General features: G+C 37.6%; 15 protein-coding genes. 5 read left to right on the top strand and 10 right to left on the bottom strand.

The window, feature by feature from the left end:
• Positions 1-74 precede the first annotated feature (74 nt).
• Positions 75-752, top strand: a complete 678-nt coding sequence (locus ACXACQ_RS09010) for a LytR/AlgR family response regulator transcription factor (RefSeq protein ID WP_474975605.1) — start codon at positions 75-77, stop codon at positions 750-752.
• On the opposite strand, the gene ACXACQ_RS09005 is transcribed toward ACXACQ_RS09010, so the two are convergent.
• Both ACXACQ_RS09005 and ACXACQ_RS09000 read right to left on the bottom strand, forming a co-directional pair.
• Positions 753-2,303: a response regulator gene (locus tag ACXACQ_RS09005; RefSeq protein ID WP_474975604.1), complete on the bottom strand. Its 1,551-nt coding sequence runs from the start codon at positions 2,301-2,303 to the stop codon at positions 753-755.
• Positions 2,304-2,494: 191 nt separating this feature from the next.
• Complete coding sequence (locus tag ACXACQ_RS09000; protein WP_474975603.1) at positions 2,495-2,887, bottom strand: hypothetical protein; 393 nt, start codon at positions 2,885-2,887, stop codon at positions 2,495-2,497.
• Positions 2,888-3,065: 178 nt separating this feature from the next.
• On the opposite strand from ACXACQ_RS09000, the gene ACXACQ_RS08995 reads away from it, so the two are divergent.
• Positions 3,066-3,566: a GNAT family N-acetyltransferase gene (locus ACXACQ_RS08995; protein WP_474975602.1), complete on the top strand. Its 501-nt coding sequence runs from the start codon at positions 3,066-3,068 to the stop codon at positions 3,564-3,566.
• Positions 3,567-3,612: 46 nt separating this feature from the next.
• Here the strand turns inward: ACXACQ_RS08995 and ACXACQ_RS08990 are convergent, their stop codons facing one another.
• Genes ACXACQ_RS08990 through ACXACQ_RS08980 form a run of 3 tightly spaced genes read right to left on the bottom strand, consistent with a single transcriptional unit; the run spans position 3,613 to position 7,387 of the window.
• On the bottom strand, positions 3,613-5,928 hold the full coding sequence (locus ACXACQ_RS08990) for a hypothetical protein (protein ID WP_474975601.1): 2,316 nt from the start codon (positions 5,926-5,928) through the stop codon (positions 3,613-3,615).
• Positions 5,925-6,923 (bottom strand): hypothetical protein, encoded by a 999-nt coding sequence (locus tag ACXACQ_RS08985; protein ID WP_474975600.1) that lies wholly within the window; start codon positions 6,921-6,923, stop codon positions 5,925-5,927. Before ACXACQ_RS08985 ends, ACXACQ_RS08990 begins: the two co-directional genes overlap by 4 nt.
• Entirely contained in the window at positions 6,920-7,387 is a 468-nt protein-coding gene (locus ACXACQ_RS08980; protein ID WP_474975599.1) for a hypothetical protein, read from the bottom strand. The genes ACXACQ_RS08985 and ACXACQ_RS08980 overlap by 4 nt, the downstream gene beginning before the upstream one ends.
• Positions 7,388-7,614: 227 nt before the next feature.
• On the opposite strand from ACXACQ_RS08980, the gene ACXACQ_RS08975 reads away from it, so the two are divergent.
• Together ACXACQ_RS08975 and ACXACQ_RS08970 are read left to right on the top strand one after the other, a co-directional pair.
• Positions 7,615-8,091, top strand: a complete 477-nt coding sequence (locus ACXACQ_RS08975) for a glutathione peroxidase (RefSeq protein WP_474975598.1) — start codon at positions 7,615-7,617, stop codon at positions 8,089-8,091.
• Positions 8,091-8,534, top strand: a complete 444-nt coding sequence (locus tag ACXACQ_RS08970) for a MarR family winged helix-turn-helix transcriptional regulator (RefSeq protein WP_474975597.1) — start codon at positions 8,091-8,093, stop codon at positions 8,532-8,534. The genes ACXACQ_RS08975 and ACXACQ_RS08970 overlap by 1 nt, the downstream gene beginning before the upstream one ends.
• 100 nt (positions 8,535-8,634) lie before the next feature.
• Here ACXACQ_RS08970 and ACXACQ_RS08965 read toward each other — a convergent pair whose 3' ends face one another.
• A complete protein-coding gene (locus ACXACQ_RS08965) occupies positions 8,635-9,177 on the bottom strand; it encodes a hypothetical protein (RefSeq protein WP_474975596.1) in 543 nt (180 codons plus the stop codon).
• Between the two features lie 96 nt (positions 9,178-9,273).
• Between ACXACQ_RS08965 and ACXACQ_RS08960 the strand changes: the two genes are divergently transcribed.
• Positions 9,274-10,017 carry a hypothetical protein gene (locus ACXACQ_RS08960; RefSeq protein WP_474975595.1) on the top strand — a complete coding sequence of 248 codons (744 nt, stop codon included), beginning with the start codon at positions 9,274-9,276 and terminating at the stop codon, positions 10,015-10,017.
• Here the strand turns inward: ACXACQ_RS08960 and ACXACQ_RS08955 are convergent.
• The 4 genes from ACXACQ_RS08955 to ACXACQ_RS08940 form a co-directional block, all read right to left on the bottom strand.
• The gene (locus ACXACQ_RS08955; protein ID WP_474975594.1) at positions 10,014-10,568 is read right to left on the bottom strand and encodes a DUF3347 domain-containing protein; all 555 of its coding nucleotides are present in this window, start codon (positions 10,566-10,568) and stop codon (positions 10,014-10,016) included. The genes ACXACQ_RS08960 and ACXACQ_RS08955 overlap by 4 nt on opposite strands.
• A gap of 280 nt (positions 10,569-10,848) precedes the next feature.
• On the bottom strand, positions 10,849-12,561 hold the full coding sequence (locus ACXACQ_RS08950; RefSeq protein WP_474975593.1) for an efflux RND transporter periplasmic adaptor subunit: 1,713 nt from the start codon (positions 12,559-12,561) through the stop codon (positions 10,849-10,851).
• Positions 12,548-13,981, bottom strand: coding sequence for a TolC family protein (locus ACXACQ_RS08945; protein WP_474975592.1), 1,434 nt, complete (start codon positions 13,979-13,981; stop codon positions 12,548-12,550). Before ACXACQ_RS08945 ends, ACXACQ_RS08950 begins: the two co-directional genes overlap by 14 nt.
• A gap of 23 nt (positions 13,982-14,004) precedes the next feature.
• Entirely contained in the window at positions 14,005-17,811 is a 3,807-nt protein-coding gene (locus ACXACQ_RS08940) for an efflux RND transporter permease subunit (protein ID WP_474975591.1), read from the bottom strand.
• Positions 17,812-17,930 lie beyond the last annotated feature (119 nt).

The raw sequence follows: 17,930 nt of genomic DNA, 5'->3' as shown, positions 1-17,930 counted from the left end.
ATATAAGGGTTGTTTTAACCCCGAATTCTAATTAATATATATATTAAAATAGATATTTAATACTTCGTGCCACGATGGATATACCTTGCATAATAATAGATGATGACAGTGTTTTTCAAACCATTCTTAAAGAGTTTATTGAAAAAACAGAAGGGCTGACATTAGTTAAAACATTTAATAATGCCATTGAGGGTTCTAATTTTTTAACCTCCCATGCAATTGATATTGTATTTTTAGATGTGGAAATGCCCGAAATGACAGGCTTAGAATTATTAAAAGTACTACCCTATCAACCTCAGGTAATTTTAATAAGTAGTAAACAGCAATATGCCTTAGATGCTTTCGAGTTTGAAGTAACTGACTACATATTAAAACCAAAAATTACTTATAGCCGTTTTTTATCAGCTCTTAATAAGGCTAAAAAAAATCTAGACCTTAAATATGACTACTTCTTTGTAAAAGAAGATTCGAAACTTATCAAAATTAATTTAAGCGAAATATCATATGTAGAAGCATATGGCGACTACGTAAAAATATACACGGGAGATAAGTATAGAATGATTTTGAGTCCTTTAAAAAACATCCTCAACAAACTCCCTTCACATGAATTTGCTCAAATTCACAGGTCGTATATTGTTAGAATAGATAAAATAGAGGAGTTAGAAGGTAATATGATTAGAATAAACAATAAATCGATACCAGTAAGCAGGTCTCAAAAAGATGATATTCTAAAACGTATTAAAACACTTTAATTATTTTACATAAAAGGGCATTCTATTCAATGCTCGTTTTATAGCTGCATTAAGTTCTTTTGGGTTGAATGGTTTAGAAATATAACCTTGCAGCCCAAGGCTTTCAGCTTTATCCTCTGCCATAACCGAAATAGAAGCTGTTAGTGCTATAATTGGTAAATCTTTGAATTTCCCACCGTGCATAGTTTTAATTTCTTGAGTTGCTTCATAACCATTCATTCCAGGCATTTGCAAATCCATTAACACTACATCATATGTGTTTTTATTCGCCATTTCGATAGCCTCAAAACCATCATGAGCTTCATGATAATTAATGCCCCACATTTTTAAAAACTTACCTGCTATATACCTGTTTGTTTCTATATCTTCTACAAGTAATAATCTCACTCCTTGCAAACTATTTTCTTGCATGGGTTGTACAGGCTCAGGAGCTTCCTGCTTCTGTAACTTATCAAATGTTACAGCTATGCAAGCTTCATTATCACTCATTTCTAGCTTTGCATCTAGCACTTTAACTATCTGATCTACAAAAGATACATTAAAACTATTTTTATCGTAATCCTCGGCCCTAGGACCTCTGTCAAATCTTCCTACACTAAAATGAATTACCACTTCACTTTCATCGTCATCACAAAGCTCTATATCTATATTAAACTTAGGCTCACCATCGGTAACAAACCGTTTCAGCACTAGCCTTAGCAGTTGTTTTAACCTCAACGGATCTCCCATTAAAAAATCAGGAATAGCCAAGTCAAAATTAACCTTCAACGTGTATTCCATCGTTTTTAATTCATTAATAAGTTCGCTCATTAATGACTTGAGGTTGAACAATATTCTTCTTTCTTTCACTAACCCACTATACATATCTCCACTATCTAAAAGTTCGTTTACGATATTAAACAAACTGTCAGACGAGTTCTTTAATAAAGTAAGATCTTTTTTATCCACCCACGAGGCTTGAGAATCATTCAAAAGATTTGACACCCCCATGATATCATTAAGAGGTGTTCTTATTTCATGGCTCATTAAACTCAGTAAATTATTTTTTGCATTTAAGGCTTCAAGCAAGTCTTGCTGTTGCTTATTTTTATCTAAATAGGACATTACCAGTTTTGACAATTTCAACAATGCCTCTTTTTGTAGCTCATTTAACTCTTTTGGCTTCCTATCTATCACACAAAGTGTTCCTAATGCATATCCCTCCGGAGTTAATAAAGGATACCCAGCATAGAACCTGATATTTGGATCACCTGTAACTAATGGATTTGAACTAAAACGCTCATCAGCAAGAGCATCTTTTACTTGCAAAAACTCCTTATCTCTAACTGCATAATTACAAAAAGCTACATCTCTACTTGTTTCTGATACTTTTAAACCTACTTTAGATTTGAACCATTGACGTTTTTCATCAAGCAACGATATTAAGGTTATAGGTACTTCACATATATAAGAAGCCAAAGATGTAATACTGTCTAAAACAGCATCTACTCCTGTATCTAAAATTTGATAAGAGTGGAGTACTTTCAGCCTCTCTTTTTCCTTTTTATTCATACTTCGTTATACTGTAGAAATTTAAAAGACATCAGATCAATTGTTAATTATAGTCGTCATTGTACTTGATATGCATTTATTTTATCGCCTCCATATACTCATCGGATATCTTTAAAGAGTATCATGCTTATATATCTGGTTATACCTAGTCAAAAGTATTTCATTTAAATCGAATGGAGTAATCTTTCCGATCAATGGTTAATTATTTCAGATGAATTATTTTTCAATTTTAAATCCACAAAACAAACCAACCGCTCCGAACAAAATTCCATACCTTCAAGACCCTTGGTATGCGCATACACTAAAAAGACCACATCTTTATTTTGCTGCTCCCAGCCGGTTCCCTTTCTTAAAACAGTGTTCATCTCCTTCATTAATTTTGAAAATGTAAGCACTACTTGTTCTCCGCCACCTTTGCTTATATAAAGTCCCAATATTAATATTACCTGAAACACTACCATAATAATAGCCAGTTTATGCTTTTTGCTACTCAGTATTTTACCATACATTTTTATAGAAGCATACGTGGAAGCTCCAATAAGAATAGCACCAAAGAACACGTAAGTTATTACATCACTGGTCATAACATCATTATTTTAATTGGCGTTAATTTTTCTTGAATATTAAAAAAGACTTTGGTCAAATCTATTTTATTGGATGATTAACACGCAATTGCCGATGAATGACACCCTAAAAATTGAATATAAAAAGATAATCGATTAAGCAATCAAACCATTTGATTATTAATATTTTAGCAGAGATATGACAAAAACAACATTGGCTAACATCTCCATAAGAACACACCTCAAACCTGGTGACCTTGGATACATCGCTCACTTACATGGTAAAGTATATGCCAAAGAATGTAACTACGGCCTTAACTTTGAAAAATATGTACTGAAAGGTATGTATGAATTTTTAGATACTTATGAAACAGAAAAAGATAGAGTATGGATATGCGAGCATAATCAAAATATCGTTGGGTTTCTTTTGGCAGGCCATAAAAATGACTTACTTCAGTTTAGGTATTTTATAATTTTACCTGAGTACAGGGGGCTAGGAGTAGCTGATCTGCTAATGCAAAACTTTGTTGACTTCATGGAAGAGAAAACATATACTCAAGCATTTTTATGGACGACAACAGAGCAAATTGCCGCCATAAAATTATATATGAAGTATGGCTTTGAACTGGAAGAGGAGGTTATAACAAATGACACCTTCAACAAAGAAATTACAGAGCAAAAATTTATATTAAAAAAATAGCCTACTGATTTCAGCAAGCTATTCTCCTTCACCTTAAAACATTGTTTTACAGGTTAGTATAAATTTCGAAATAGCTACATTCTGCTATTATCTGCTGATAAAATTTAGTGTTTTTATACTCATTATTGAGTTCCTCAAAACTCTTTTTGTAATTACGATAACTCCCATCCAGACTTCCATTGTAATAACTGTATGAATACCTCGCATCCGACTTATCATACGCTTCATTCAACTCGCATTTGGCCATCATATATAGACATCGAGCATTCAATTCTTTATCCTGAGAAAGGTTAATTACATCCCTATAGTATCCATAAGATTTTGATGCCAATTGGTAATACACTTCATAATATTCATCAATATCCAACAAATTGTAGCCTTTCTGCTCTAAGATAACATCTTTAGCTTTTGGCCTATGGCTATACTTCCATCGAGTATAATCATAGTTACAGCAATTTGACCTACCTATGAGCAAGCCTCTGTAATAGCCGGTATTAGAAACGTTGAAATAATAATTAGCCAATAAATAGTAAGCTAGTTTTCGTTTCCATAAAGCTTGATCATTCTGAGACATATCCTTTAGCTTTATTAAATGACTAGCTAGGTCAGCCAAAGAGAAGTTTGCTTCTATAAAGCTAAATGGAGACGCCTGGTACACCAAATCCTCCATAATGTCATCTGTACAATTAAAACACTCAGCAATATTATTACTGAAAACTTTTGCAGAAACTGTTTGATCCAAATCATGACCTGCCGTATTATTTTTGAGATAACTATAAGCTTCTTCAGGTTGTCCTTGTCTTAAAAAGTGCAGCCCCTTTGCATACCTGAGATAATTTACCGGGTCATTATTATCCTGAACGGTTTTCCTCATTAGCATCTGCTCAAACTTATTTTTTGTTGATTTACTGGCAAACTGAATCAGATCATCAATCAATTTTAGAGAAGATAAACGATTAATATTTTCAATTCTATTATGCACAAGAAATGCCTTAGATACTTGGTTATGCTTAAAATAAAGATGCGCCACCTGATCCATAATTAAATACTTCCAAGATGGCTCCATGGTACTCCAGCCCGACACACCTTCCTGAGTCATTGTTTCACCCAAAAATGTTGCAAGAAAAGCTTCACGCTCTGGCGTTATCTCATTCCATGAAAAAACTTTGTATACACGTTCCAAAACATCAATTTGTTCTTCATATTGAGGCGCTTTAAGTTTTGCAAGTTGCTTTTGTGCATTAGCAACATCTCCTTTACAAAAAGATAAATATGAAACGGACAGCTTCCAGAAATCACCATTTTTAACCTCCTTATCTTCTGTCATCGTTACTGCAAATTCATATAGAGCCTGAGCCTTTTGGTCTTGTCCGTCTTCTAAAATGGGCAATAACTTTTCTTTAACTCCAGTCCTTGTGGGCCAGATACTCCTCTCAAGATTATTCACCGATCTCATAAAAATCAATTCAAGCTGATTTTCATTAGGCGTTTCTCTTTTCAGCTCCTCTAATACTCTGAGGTCATTACCAAAGCTTCCGATACCTTTAAGTGTGATATAACCAGCTTCATCTTGCTTGCTAGTGAAGAACGATCGACCTTCTCCTCCCTTATAATTACAAAATCTATAGCTCAAATAGGCGGAAGTTTTTCTATCGACACTATTATTAAAAACTTGTAAATACAGGTAAGCAGCCTTGTCGTAATTGCCTAAAGAATAATAACAACCGGCCAGCTGGTCTAACATATAATAGTACATTTCATTAGTAGAGAATTTACCAGATACATTGGCTTCATAGAAATCGATAGCTCCCTGATACTGACCAGTATAATGAAATATCCTAACCAATTGATAAGAATAGCGCAATTTCAATTGATCATCTGATGCTTTTTTCCACAAATCAGCCCCCTCTTCCAATAAATACGATGCATCAGGGCTATTTTCCTTTAATATATCTCTATACTCCCATGAGGCTCTTTTTCTGCTTTCAAAAACTTGACTACACTCGCGTGCAAAGTCCATGTATTTTTTTGCATCCTTTTCTTTTGAAGATGACTTCCCTACCCAGATTTTATCGTAAGCTGATTGATCTTCTGGTAAAAGCATATTATGAATATCAGATTTAGACCAACCTGTTAATATCTTTTCCCATAGCGCAACATTTCCGTCATGGTATTGCTTCTGATCATCAGAATGATAAAACACATTAGCATCCTCTCTTAAAAAAGGATAATATGCTTGTTCTGCTATGTTTTCCTGATTGAATAAGTTATAAAAGAAATATAGATCATCAGTAGGGTACCAACCACAACCGTACCCAACATACGAGGTAAATATTAATGCCAAAAGAAGAATTTTCTTCATAATTGATTGATCACTTTTAAAGGGTTGATTTTTCTTAAAATGTTATCATCTAAATGATAAAAAATCACACCTGACACATCAAGGTTACTACCTTCAATGGCTTGGTATGATTTTACTATTTCCGGAGGAGTAACTTTTTCCAGCTTCACCTGATACCCCGGGCCTAAGTAAAAGCTATGAAATAAGGTATCTCTTAAAACTTCATAGCGAGTATCACTAATTTTTCTAAAATAACTTGAATTAGTAGTAAATGCATTTTCATCAATACTATTAATAAGTCTTATTTCTCCACTATTATTTTTAAGTACGGTTTGAGAAAATAGTGGCAACGCCACCTTTAGTGGCAATGGGTAGGTACTTTCATCGTTAATGTAACTCTTTACAGTAGTACTTTCAAGAATAGAATTGTGACTATCATCATCGAGGCGACCTATATTATACAACATCAGCACGCCACGTTTCACAGGAGGAATCCCTGTTTTTTCTTTGTATTTGATTTGATGTAGCCTAATGGTAGCACTTAAGTCATAGGACTCACTTAAAGAGGATAGTAAGGCGAAATACTTTTCTTGAGTTGAAGGAGTCCAATCACAGTCAATTTGTAATTCAGTAAATACCTTCCCAAAATTATGCATACTGATGTCATTCACCAGCTTACGGATTTTCGCATTTAAAGTATTTATATCAGCTTGTTTTAAGGCATCGTTAGCGATAAAAACCACTGGCACTATGTTGTAAGCTAAGTAACCACTATCCACATCTGTTAAAACATACACTGGGTATACGCCATCATCAGAATCATTTTGCTCCATCAAATCATCTACATCAAAATAGTGTAGATAAATGGTCGAGGTTTTGGTCTCCGTCAATACCGAGTCTATTCCCCCTGAGTATACAGCTTTAGCTTTCCAGTGGTAAAAGGAAACACTCTTTTCAGTCTTTTTATGGCATGAAAAGCAAATTAAAAGAGCAGTAGTTATTATAAAGTATCTCACTGTACCATTACTTTACCTCTTACCCCACTGTTCTTAAATTCAATCTTATCCGTTGAATCTTTCTTATTCACTAGCAATGCTCTAAATGTCCCTGACATTATCATAGTAGTTTCATCAAACTCCAAATAGACACTATAGTTATTGCTCACATACTCTTTATCTACCACATCTCCACCAATAGTGGTGTAGTAAGATACTCCCTCTCCATTAAAATTACCCATCAACTTAGGTTCCCAAAACCAATCAACGATTAAGCTCAAAGTTTCCTGATTTGCTTCATCTGTAGCCCCTAGCAAGATTAACTTACCTTCATCTTTGATATAGTTTATTTCTATGTCTCCATACCAGTCTGAAGAGTTCATTTGCCCTGCCATGTAAGTTCCTGCAACTCGTGGAGTTTCCTCTTCATCACAACCTATTAATAGCATAGCACATGCGAATAAAACAAATAAGTATTTCTTCATAATCTTTCTATAAATAGACTCCAACGGCACCAAATTAGCTGAAAAACAGCGAAATAAAACATTAAATATTAGTTATTTTCAACTTTAATCAACAGAATTGGTTAAATACTAATTAATGAATCAATGTATTACTAACTTCATATTGAATTTAAAACAAGCTTTCCATGAGATTTATAATGTTAATTCTTATATTTATATCGCATACGACATTTAAACAAGATATAAAAATGGACTTTTACGATTTAACAGCAGAAACACCTCAAGGAGAAACCCTTCAAATGTCTGATTACAAAGGCAAAGCAGTACTTATAGTAAATACAGCAACGCAATGCGGACTCACTCCTCAATTTGAAGGCTTAGAAAAACTCTACCTTGATTACAAAGACAAAGGTCTTGAGGTTTTAGGGTTTCCTTGCAATCAGTTTATGGGACAAGAGCCTTTAAGCAATGATGAAATGGTAGAAACGTGTAAACTCAACCATGGAGTAACCTTTCCCTTGACAAAAAAAGTAGATGTAAATGGGAAGGATACTTGCCCTGTTTTCAAATATTTAAAAGATGAACTCGGTGGCACTCTGGGCAAAAAAATAAAGTGGAACTTTACGAAGTTTTTGATAACCCCTGAAGGAAAACCCTATAAAAGATATGCGCCCACCACAAAGCCAGAGAAGATTGAAGATGACATTGCAAAGTTATTAAAGTAATGAGTAACGAAAATTTACTTGCACTAGAAGAGCAACTGTGTTTTCCTGTTTATGCTACTTCAAGATTAATTATACGGTTATATCAGCCGTTGTTAGATGAGATAGGTCTCACCTACACACAATACTTAGTAATGCTGGTATTATGGGAAAATGATGAGATAAAAATCACAGATATATGCAGTAAGTTATTCTTAAATACAAATACTATTACTCCACTCATTAACAAATTAGTAGAGAAAAAACTCGTTGAAAAACAAAAACAACGCACCGATGTGCGTTCATCAATTGTAAAATTGACCGATGCAGGACACTCACTAAAAAATAAAGCAGAATGTATACCTGCATCGTTAGCCGAATCATCTTCTATTCCGAATGAAGAGTTAGTAGCCATGAAAAACACTATGTGGAAATTTCTAAATCAGATTACTGATGCTATAGAATAAAAAGAGCGGCCCAAAGCCGCTCTTTTACTAATTACAAAATCATCATTTCAATATTAACACCGAAAATTTCAGTGGTAAGATAACCTCCACGGCTATGCCGCTAGGCATTTGCTATCGGAATCAAAAAGGCCTTCACCTGCCTTTGAAATAAATGATTATCACTATCCTTTTCTGAAGAACTGATCTCCGACCCCAACTTACCATAAAAAGAAAAAGATTTAGGGTGACTGCTCCCCACCTGAATATATTCAAATCCAAGATCAGCATAGTAAGGAATCAAAACATGGTTCAACCAATAACCTCCATATCCCTTTCCTTTGTCGGCTATGTGAAAATATTTTAGCAGGACCGTCTTTTCCTCTTCCTGTGGCAAATGCTTTTCTACCTCCTTGATTTCCCCTCCCACTACGGTGAGTACGCCAATGATTTCACCTCCTCTTTCAATAGTATGAATATGGAACCAAACGTCAGGCTTCTTCTTTATGCTTTCGATGAAATGAATAGCATGATACAATTCGTTATAATCATCCCAGTCATTCCTCAGCTTCCACTCCACATACTTGGATATAGGCTGGAAAAGTGAAGCTTGGAATTCCTCATGTAATGCATAAGTTTCGGAACCATTCTGGTGAATTATTTTCATATTGGTTGGATAGAATTATTGTTTTAAAAAGCTTCTTTAAGACCTATAACCCATTAAAAAAATCATTAAATTATATTCAGGAAATAATAATAAACTATGATACAAGATCCAATGGTTGGCCCGTACTCAATATTCTCAACAATATATTCAAAGTTAGAAGATCTTAGAAAACATAATGAATATTCACAAGATTCATTCATTAAAGAAAAAGAGCGCTTATCTCAAAAAGAAGAGCCAATTGATAAGGATGAAATTGAATTTGAAAATGAAATTGATAACCATATTCAAGAAATGAATAATTTAGAAAAGGTATTCCCTAATAATATCAAAATGATGATTGTATTACTTGCTCATTCAGTATTTGAAGATTTTCTCATCTCTATTTGTATTCATTATGATAATAATGGAAATCATTTAACTAAAAAACTAGCTGAATTATTAAAAGAAAATGATCACTTCCTAACAATTGATCATTGCAAATCCTTTATACAAAAGAATTACACTTTAGAAATTGGCACAAAGCAGGAATGGCAGTTTATTATGAAAATAAAAGAACTTAGAAATGCTATTGCTCATAATTCTGCAAGGATATTAAAATACAAAAAAAAGAAAGATGAAAATGAAAAAGAAAGACCACTGCACAAAAGCTACATCTCCTTGTCTCAACTAGTTAAAGAATATCCAACTTCAATAAATATGAATCAGATATACTATACAGGCATTGCAGACAATCAGTATTTCGAGATTAAAATTCTGAATAACAATTTCAGCGAAATCATCATTCAGAATTACTTGTCATTTTTTAAATATCTAGAAAATCAACTACCAGATACTTATTAATTAATAGTCTCGTCTACTTTACCACAGCGAAGCATTTTATCTCCAAAGTAAGGGTTGTTCACCTCTTCTTCCATGCTTAACCAATAAGCTCCCTCGTTATTAAAAGCCATTGGACAAAACTGTCTGTAAACAGTAGAATCATTAGCTTTAGTAGATTTCACCAAGGTGTATACATGCTCCGATAGCTCGTTGAAATATTTGCGCTGTGTTTCTACATCTTTTACGTTAGCAATATTCTGAGCATCGGCATATAATGTCTCTGCTGTGCTGGCATCATTAGCTTTTAGCGTATTGGCTATTTCAGCTGCTGCACTGCTAGCTTCTTCTGCATTGGTCTTTACTAATGCATTCTTTACTTTAAAATATGAGGCTAATACAGCTTTAGCATCTTCTTGAGACATAACTCCTGCTTCACTTTCTTCCACAGGTGTTTCTGTAGCTTCAGTTACTACTTCAGTTTCTTCTGTGTTTTCTTCTTTTTTAGTGTCACCACAAGCTGTTATTGATAGAGCAATAATAGCGGCCACGAATAGTGTTGATATTGATTTCATAGTGTTCATATTCTTGTTTTATTTTAATTCAATTGTTAATACTTTCTTTTATAAGCAATGTTTGTGTCTTCACAAACAGTATTCTCTACATCATTAGCCTGTCCTATGGCCGGACGATCCCATGCATTTTTCATTCGATAAAAAAGTATGCAAAAAATCTTAAAAGTTTGAAACTCGCTGCGCTCAGACAGCAAACTTTTATTTTTTTGCTTACCGTTTATGCAAGCATAAACAGTATCGCAGATTCAACAGCCTCAGTTCGTATCCTTACGAATCGAAACTATTCTATCACCTTTGTTACTTCTCCGCAGGTGAGCATAGATGACCCGAAATATGGATTTTTTACTTCTTTTTCGCTGCTCAGCCAATCTGCCCCTTTGTTATTATCTGCCATGGGGCAGTGTTGCACATAAAGTGTAGATGCCGAAGGGTTCATTCCCTGAACCAAGGCTATCATGTTTTCTGAAAGCGATATAAAACTTGTTCTTGCTGCCCCAATATCTTTGCTGTCAGAAATTAGTGCTGCGGCCTCTTTGAGGGTTTTAACTTGCTTCATCCACAGCATATGAGCATCTCCAATAAACACTTCCATGTTTACGGCCTTTAAAGCTGTCAATAATTCACCTGCCTGTGATTTTCCTTCATTGAAATTATCATTTACCAGGGCATCTTTTAATAAGAGATATTTATTGATAACTGGTTTTAGAGCACTTTTGCCCTCATCAGAGATATTGATTTGCTTGCCAGCTTCCTTTGGGTTCATCATGCTGGGTTTACCTGCCAGCTGAGCTGCGGCATCTATGCTAAAGGTGCCGTTTACCACTACCCTTTCTCCTGCTTTCAATCCACTTTCAATCACATACTGATCTCCTTTTTCTGCTCCTAAAGTCACCACTCGATATTCGAAAGTGGGCTGATCGTAGTTATCCAGCTTCACATATACCAAAGAGCGTTTTCCTGTCCAAAGAACTGCTGACTGAGGAACAGTAATCACCTCACTACTAGTTGATTGATCATCATTTTTAATAGCTGCTCTGACAAACATTTCTGGTTTTAATTTCCCTTTGTCGTTAATCACTTCAGCTCTAATACCTGCAACACGATTTGACGGGTCGATAAAGGGATCAATGAATGTCACCTTCGCTTTAAAGTTTTCTCCAGGCAATGAGGATACGGTAAAAGTCATTAAATCACCATTTGAAATGCGACTCAGATCCTGCTCATAGGCATCTAACACCACCCAAAGTTTGCTCAAGTCTACAACTTCAAACAAGGGTTCTCCTTTTTTTACATGCTTACCAGAAGAAGCGTATAGTTTTTGAACTACACCATCAAATCGAGATCTCAATGGTAAAGCCATACTCACCTTACCTTCTGATTCAATTTTATCAATTTCACTCTCAGCCAACTGAAAGTTCTTCAGCTTATTCCTAACTGCATTATAGAGTTCGGGATAAGAATCTTTGTTTTTAGAAGCTTCCAAAAGCTCTTGCTGCGCCATTACAAATTCAGGAGAATACACAGTTGCTAATACTTGCCCTCTTTTCACTTTTTCACCAGTAAAATTCACATTTAACTTCTCTATTCTACCATTAAAATGGGCTGAGATAAGAGAAATATTCCTTTCATCTGCCTCAATTTTTCCACTGAGCTGAAGGTTTTTAGAAACCGCTGTTCCTGCCCCCACTACAATAGTCTGAACATCTGCCAAAGCTGCTGCTGACTCACTCATTTGGAGGGCATCATTGCTAACCAGCTTACCTTTGCTATCGCTTAACGGAATCAATTCCATACCGCAAATAGGGCACTTACCGGGCTTTTCTTGTCGAATTTGAGGATGCATGGAGCAAGTCCATACTGTAGATTCTTCAGAAGCCTCATTTTCTGCATGCTGATGCTCGTCATCCTTTCCTCCGAAGAAGAAACTTCCAAGCAACACCCCTACTGTCAGGGCGGCCAGCATCAATAGTATTGTTGATTTATTTAGTTTCATGATCAGTATCAATGTTTTTTGCCCATAATTTTTCAAGTAATGCTATCGCAATGTGAACGTTAGCCTTGGCCTGCTCTGAAGCCAGCTCATAGCGTAGCATCTGCTGTTCTATATCCAGCACTTTTTCATAACTACCATCTCCTCCCGCATAAGCCTGAGTAATAATATTAGATGCTTGCCGCGATTGGATCAACAGCTCATCATAAAGTTTGCGCTTACGCTCGGCATCTTTGTACTGGTTAATAGCCTGGATCATCTGAGCCTCCAATGAATTTTTCTTTTGCTCAATCTGCTGCTGCAAACTTTGCTGCATATAATCCACCTCACTAATCTTCGCTTTATATTTTTTACGATACAAAGGAATACTCACCGTAGCCATTGGCATAAGAATATCCTGACCGTTTTGTGGCACATCCATATCGGTGCGTGGCGTTACCAAGCCATAATTAACTCCTACTCCAAAAGAAGGCTGACCTTCCTTCACTACGATATTTTTCTGGCTTTCCAATACTGCATTCCGCTGATATAGAGCGTTTAACTCAGGATTTTTCAATAGCACGCTATCCAGCAACATCTGATCATCCACAGGCAGAGATAAGGTTTGGAGGCTATCTTGCATATGCACCTCTTCACGAATAGGTCTACTTAGCAACACATTGAACTGAGCCGTTTGCGTTTGTAGCTGATCTTTTAGAGCCTCCAGTTGAGCCACTCGCTCCTTATTTTCCATCTGCACCTGCAGCACATCCACCATAGAGCCTTCTCCCCCTTCAATTCTACCAAGACTTACTTGTTCATCCCTATCCAGAATTCCCAAGTACTTCTCAGTAGTAGCTATACTTTTTTGGGTGATATATATCTGATAATAAGCCAATTTAACCTGATAAAAAAGCTCATTTTTCGTCTTTAAAAATTCCTGATAGCTCACTTCTGCCTGCTGAGAAGCGGCATCCCTTTTCGCTGCCAGCGTTCCAAACCAAGGGAATGACTGCGACAGTTCAAGTCCTAAAACCCGCTCTCCTACTCTGGTTTCAGTGGGTAAAATGGCATAACTAAGACTAGCCTTTGGGTCTGGCAATGCTCCAACCTGAGGCACCTTCTGCAAGTCAGCATAATACCGATGAAACTGTGCCTGGAGCATTGGGTTATTATCAGCGGCCTCTTTTAGGTATTCATTTAACTGACCGTATGAGGTAAAACTTAGCGTTAGGAATAACCACATCATTCCTATTCTCTTTGCTTGATCAAAAAGGATCAAAAAATCAAGGCTGTAAGCAAAACTCCTAAAATTATCGTACCTCCGCGGAAAATTTTCAAACTCACGTGTCTTACCAGACACGCTCAAACAGGAAAATTTTCTTTTCGCTCTGGTCCAATAATTTCTTAACGGATTTTGCTTAAGGCCAAAATTATCTTTCATTTTAATGTAAAATTTTAACTTACTCATTTCTCCACCCTCCTTTCTTGCCACATGCTGTACAGCACTGGTACTACAAACATGGTCATCACCTGAAGGAGCATGCCTCCAAAGGCGGGAATGGCCATGGGCACCATAATATCCGAACCCTTTCCTGTGGATGAAAGCACTGGGAGAAGAGCTATAATGGCCGTGGCCGCGGTCATCATGGCTGGTCTCACACGCATCATTCCTGCGTGCAATACAGCTTTTCGAACCTCCTTTTTAGTAGATGGCTTTTCCTTTTCAAAAGTCTGTGTGAGGTAAGTTCCCATGATCACACCATCATCGGTAGCAATACCAAACAAGGCAATAAATCCTACCCAAACCGCAACACTGAGGTTAATGGTATGCATCTGAAATAGATCCCGTAGGTTGGTTTCGGCCACAGAAAAATTCAGGAACCAATCTTGTCCATAAAGCCATATCATTAAAAACCCTCCAGAGAAGGCCACGAATATTCCTGAGAACACCATGGCCGACATGGTTACGGATTTGAACTGAAAATACAAGATCAGAAAAATGATGATGAGCGATAAAGGCACTACAATCAGTAGCCTTTTAGTGGCTCGAACCTGATTTTCATAATTACCGGTAAACTGGTAACTAACGCCTGCAGGTATAATTAAGCTTCCATCATCTATTTTTTGGTGAATGGCTGCCTGGGCTGCCTCCACCACATCTACTTCAGCAAAACCTTCCTTCATATCAAAAATCACATAGCTCACCAGAAAGGTATTCTCGCTTTTTACATTTTGTGGTCCTTGTGTGTATTCGATAGTAGCGAGCTGCCCCAAAGGAATCTGAGCTCCGGACGAAGTAGGAATTAAAATATCCTTCACCGTCTGCGGACTATCCCGATACTCCCTTGCGTACCTCACACGGACAGCAAATCGTTCTCTGCCCTCCACGGTTGAGGTTTGCTCCATGCCGCCAACAGTGCCACTGATATAGCTCTGTACATCCTGAATGGTAAGTCCATATCTGGCAATAGCCTCTCGGTCAATATCAATATTTAGATATGGTTTGCCTACTACCCGATCAGCGAAAACTGTAGGCCCATCGATGCTGGGTACTTCTTTTAGAATCTTCTCCAGTTCAAAGCCCACTTTCTCAATGGTTTTCAAATCCGGGCCATACACTTTTATGCCCATGGGAGCACGCATGCCGGTTTGCAACATCACCAGTCTGGTTTGAATGGGCTGCAACTTGGGAGCCGAAGTAAGCCCTGGATAGTCCGACTGAGCGACTATCTGCTGCCAAATATCATCAGGCGATTGAATTTCCGGCCGCCACTGCCGAAAGTATTCACCATTGGGATCCTCCACTAGAGATTTGGCGTCAAACGTACTCAGACTGCCAGCCTTAGGATCGAAATAGCTGCCATCACTCAGTTCAAATTGATCATCTTTATTGACTTTAAAGCGCTTTCTATGACCTTCTTCATCCAGTATATATTCTGGTTTATAGTTAATGATGTTTTCAAACATGGAAACCGGTGCCGGGTCTAAAGCGCTATTGGTTCGACCCCATTTACCCACCACGGACTCCACCTCTGGAATAGCATTAACTCGCATATCCAGCTGCCTGATTACCGCCACATTTTGCTCTACACCTGTATGAGGCATAGTGCTAGGCATTAAAAGAAACGAACCTTCATCTAACGTGGGCATAAACTCCTTCCCTACTCCCGGAAAAGCATCGGTTATGGATTGCCAGGCTCCACTATCTCTAACCTCCCAACCTATTTTTTCTGCACCATTGGCTGCAAAGCCAAACACCTTATTAAAGCCTTGCCAAACGAGTATTCCAAACAAGATACTAATGATAGGTATGGTTAAGAATGTCCATTTATTATCAAGACACCAAGGCAAAATTCTAGGGTAGAAATGTACAACCGATAAAAGAAGACCTAGAATTCCACCGACCAAGATTACCACAAAAAGGAAGTTAATGATCAAGCTATTCTGCGGTCCTAGCGGCATCCATTCCTGGGTAAGGAAGAACACCACAATGAGCACAGAAAGGCCGATATTAATCCAGCTAGGTAAGTGTGAATTTCGCTGTACCCAATAATCATGAGTAAGCGCAACTACTCCAAATAGTGATAGTAGTAAGGCCATCCACTCACCAAATACTAAAGAAAGCACTACGCCAGCAATAATTAAAAGCACTCCCCAGATCTTTCGTGATCTATTTTTATCGATCCGAATGGAAAATACTAATTGTGCCAATGCCGGAATTACAATGATTCCCAAAGCCAAAGAAGAAAGAATAGCAAAGGTTTTGGTAAAGGCTAACGGTCTAAAGAGCTTGCCTTCAGCATCTTCCATAGCAAAAACAGGGATGAAGCTCACTACAGTAGTAGCCAAGGCCGTCATAATAGCTGGTGCCACTTCCTTTGCCCCTTCATACACTACTTTTTGCAGCCGATTTCCTTTTACTTCTTCATTTTCAGGCAATTCCAGATGTCTTACGATATTCTCAACAAACACAATCCCAACATCCACCATAACCCCGATGGCTATGGCAATACCTGATAGCGCCACCACATTGGCATCTATGCCGAAGTACCTCATGCTAATGAAAGTGATCAGAACACCAATGGGTAGCAAGCTGGAAATAAGGATGGAAGCCCGTAGGTTCATCACCAAAACAATTACCACCAAAATACTGATCAGAATTTCATGAGATAAAGCAGATTCCAGCGTTCCTAATGTCTCATGAATCAACCCTGAACGGTCATAGAACGGCACGATGGTGACCTTGGAAATGGTGCCATCTTCAAGTGTTTTTTGCGGCAAACCGGAACTGATCTCATCAATTTTGGCTTTCACGTTATTGATGACTTCCATCGGATTAGCACCATATCTGGCAACTATCACGCCTCCCACAGCCTCAGCGCCACCTTTATCCAGTCCGCCACGCCTTGGAGCAGGGCCAAAAGAAACATGAGCCACATCCTGAATTCTGATCGGCACATTATCACGAACTGTGACAACGCTTTCCTTGAGATCGTCCAGATTTTTAATGTAGCCCAAACCTCGAACCAGGTATTCGGCTTTGTTAAATTCAATGGTACGAGCTCCTATGTCGAGGTTGCTCTTTTTTACGGCCTGCATGATCTGGGCCACGCTCACCTTGCTAGCTTTCATGGCATCCGGATCAATATCTACCTGATACTCTTTCACATAGCCACCAACGGAAGCTACCTCTGCCACTCCACTAGCCGAGGTAAGACCGTACTTCACAAAGAAGTCTTGCAGTGTTCTCAGCTCTTGCGGATCCCAACCTCCCGTTGGTTTACCCGTTTTCGGATCACGACCTTCAAGCGTGTACCAGTAGATCTGACCAAGAGACGTAGCATCTGGCCCTAAAGCAGGTGTAGTCGCTTCTGGTAGCGTTCCGGCCGGCAGTGAATTCAGTTTTTCCAGTATTCTTGTTCGGCTCCAATAAAACTCAAGCTCCTCATCAAAAATGATGTAAATGCTGGAGAAGCCAAAAACAGAGTTGCTACGGATGGTCTTAACCCCCGGAATACCCAGAAGGGCGGTGGTGAGCGGATAGGTGATCTGATCTTCAATATCCTGAGGAGAGCGACCTTTCCATTCTGTATAAACTATTTGCTGGTTTTCACCTAAATCTGGGATGGCATCTACCGGAACAGGATCGCGGGGCAAGCCAATATCCCAGCCAAAAGGTGCCGTAACGATACCCCATACGATGAGCGCCAGAAGCAGCAGATAAGTGACCAGCTTATTTTCTAAGAAGTATTTAATAATTTTATTCAACATGATATAGTGTCATATAAGACAAGAATGAGATCAAAGAGATCTATCAACTAATTTGCTGGATGGGCAGCATTGATTAAAGCGCATGCCATTCCTGCAGGCTTTTACAAGCCTATCTACAT

The organism is Fulvivirga sp. AWR4_260 (assembly GCF_056158185.1).
Note: the sequence above shows the minus strand (reverse complement) of the source record. Positions and strands in the feature narration are given on the sequence as shown.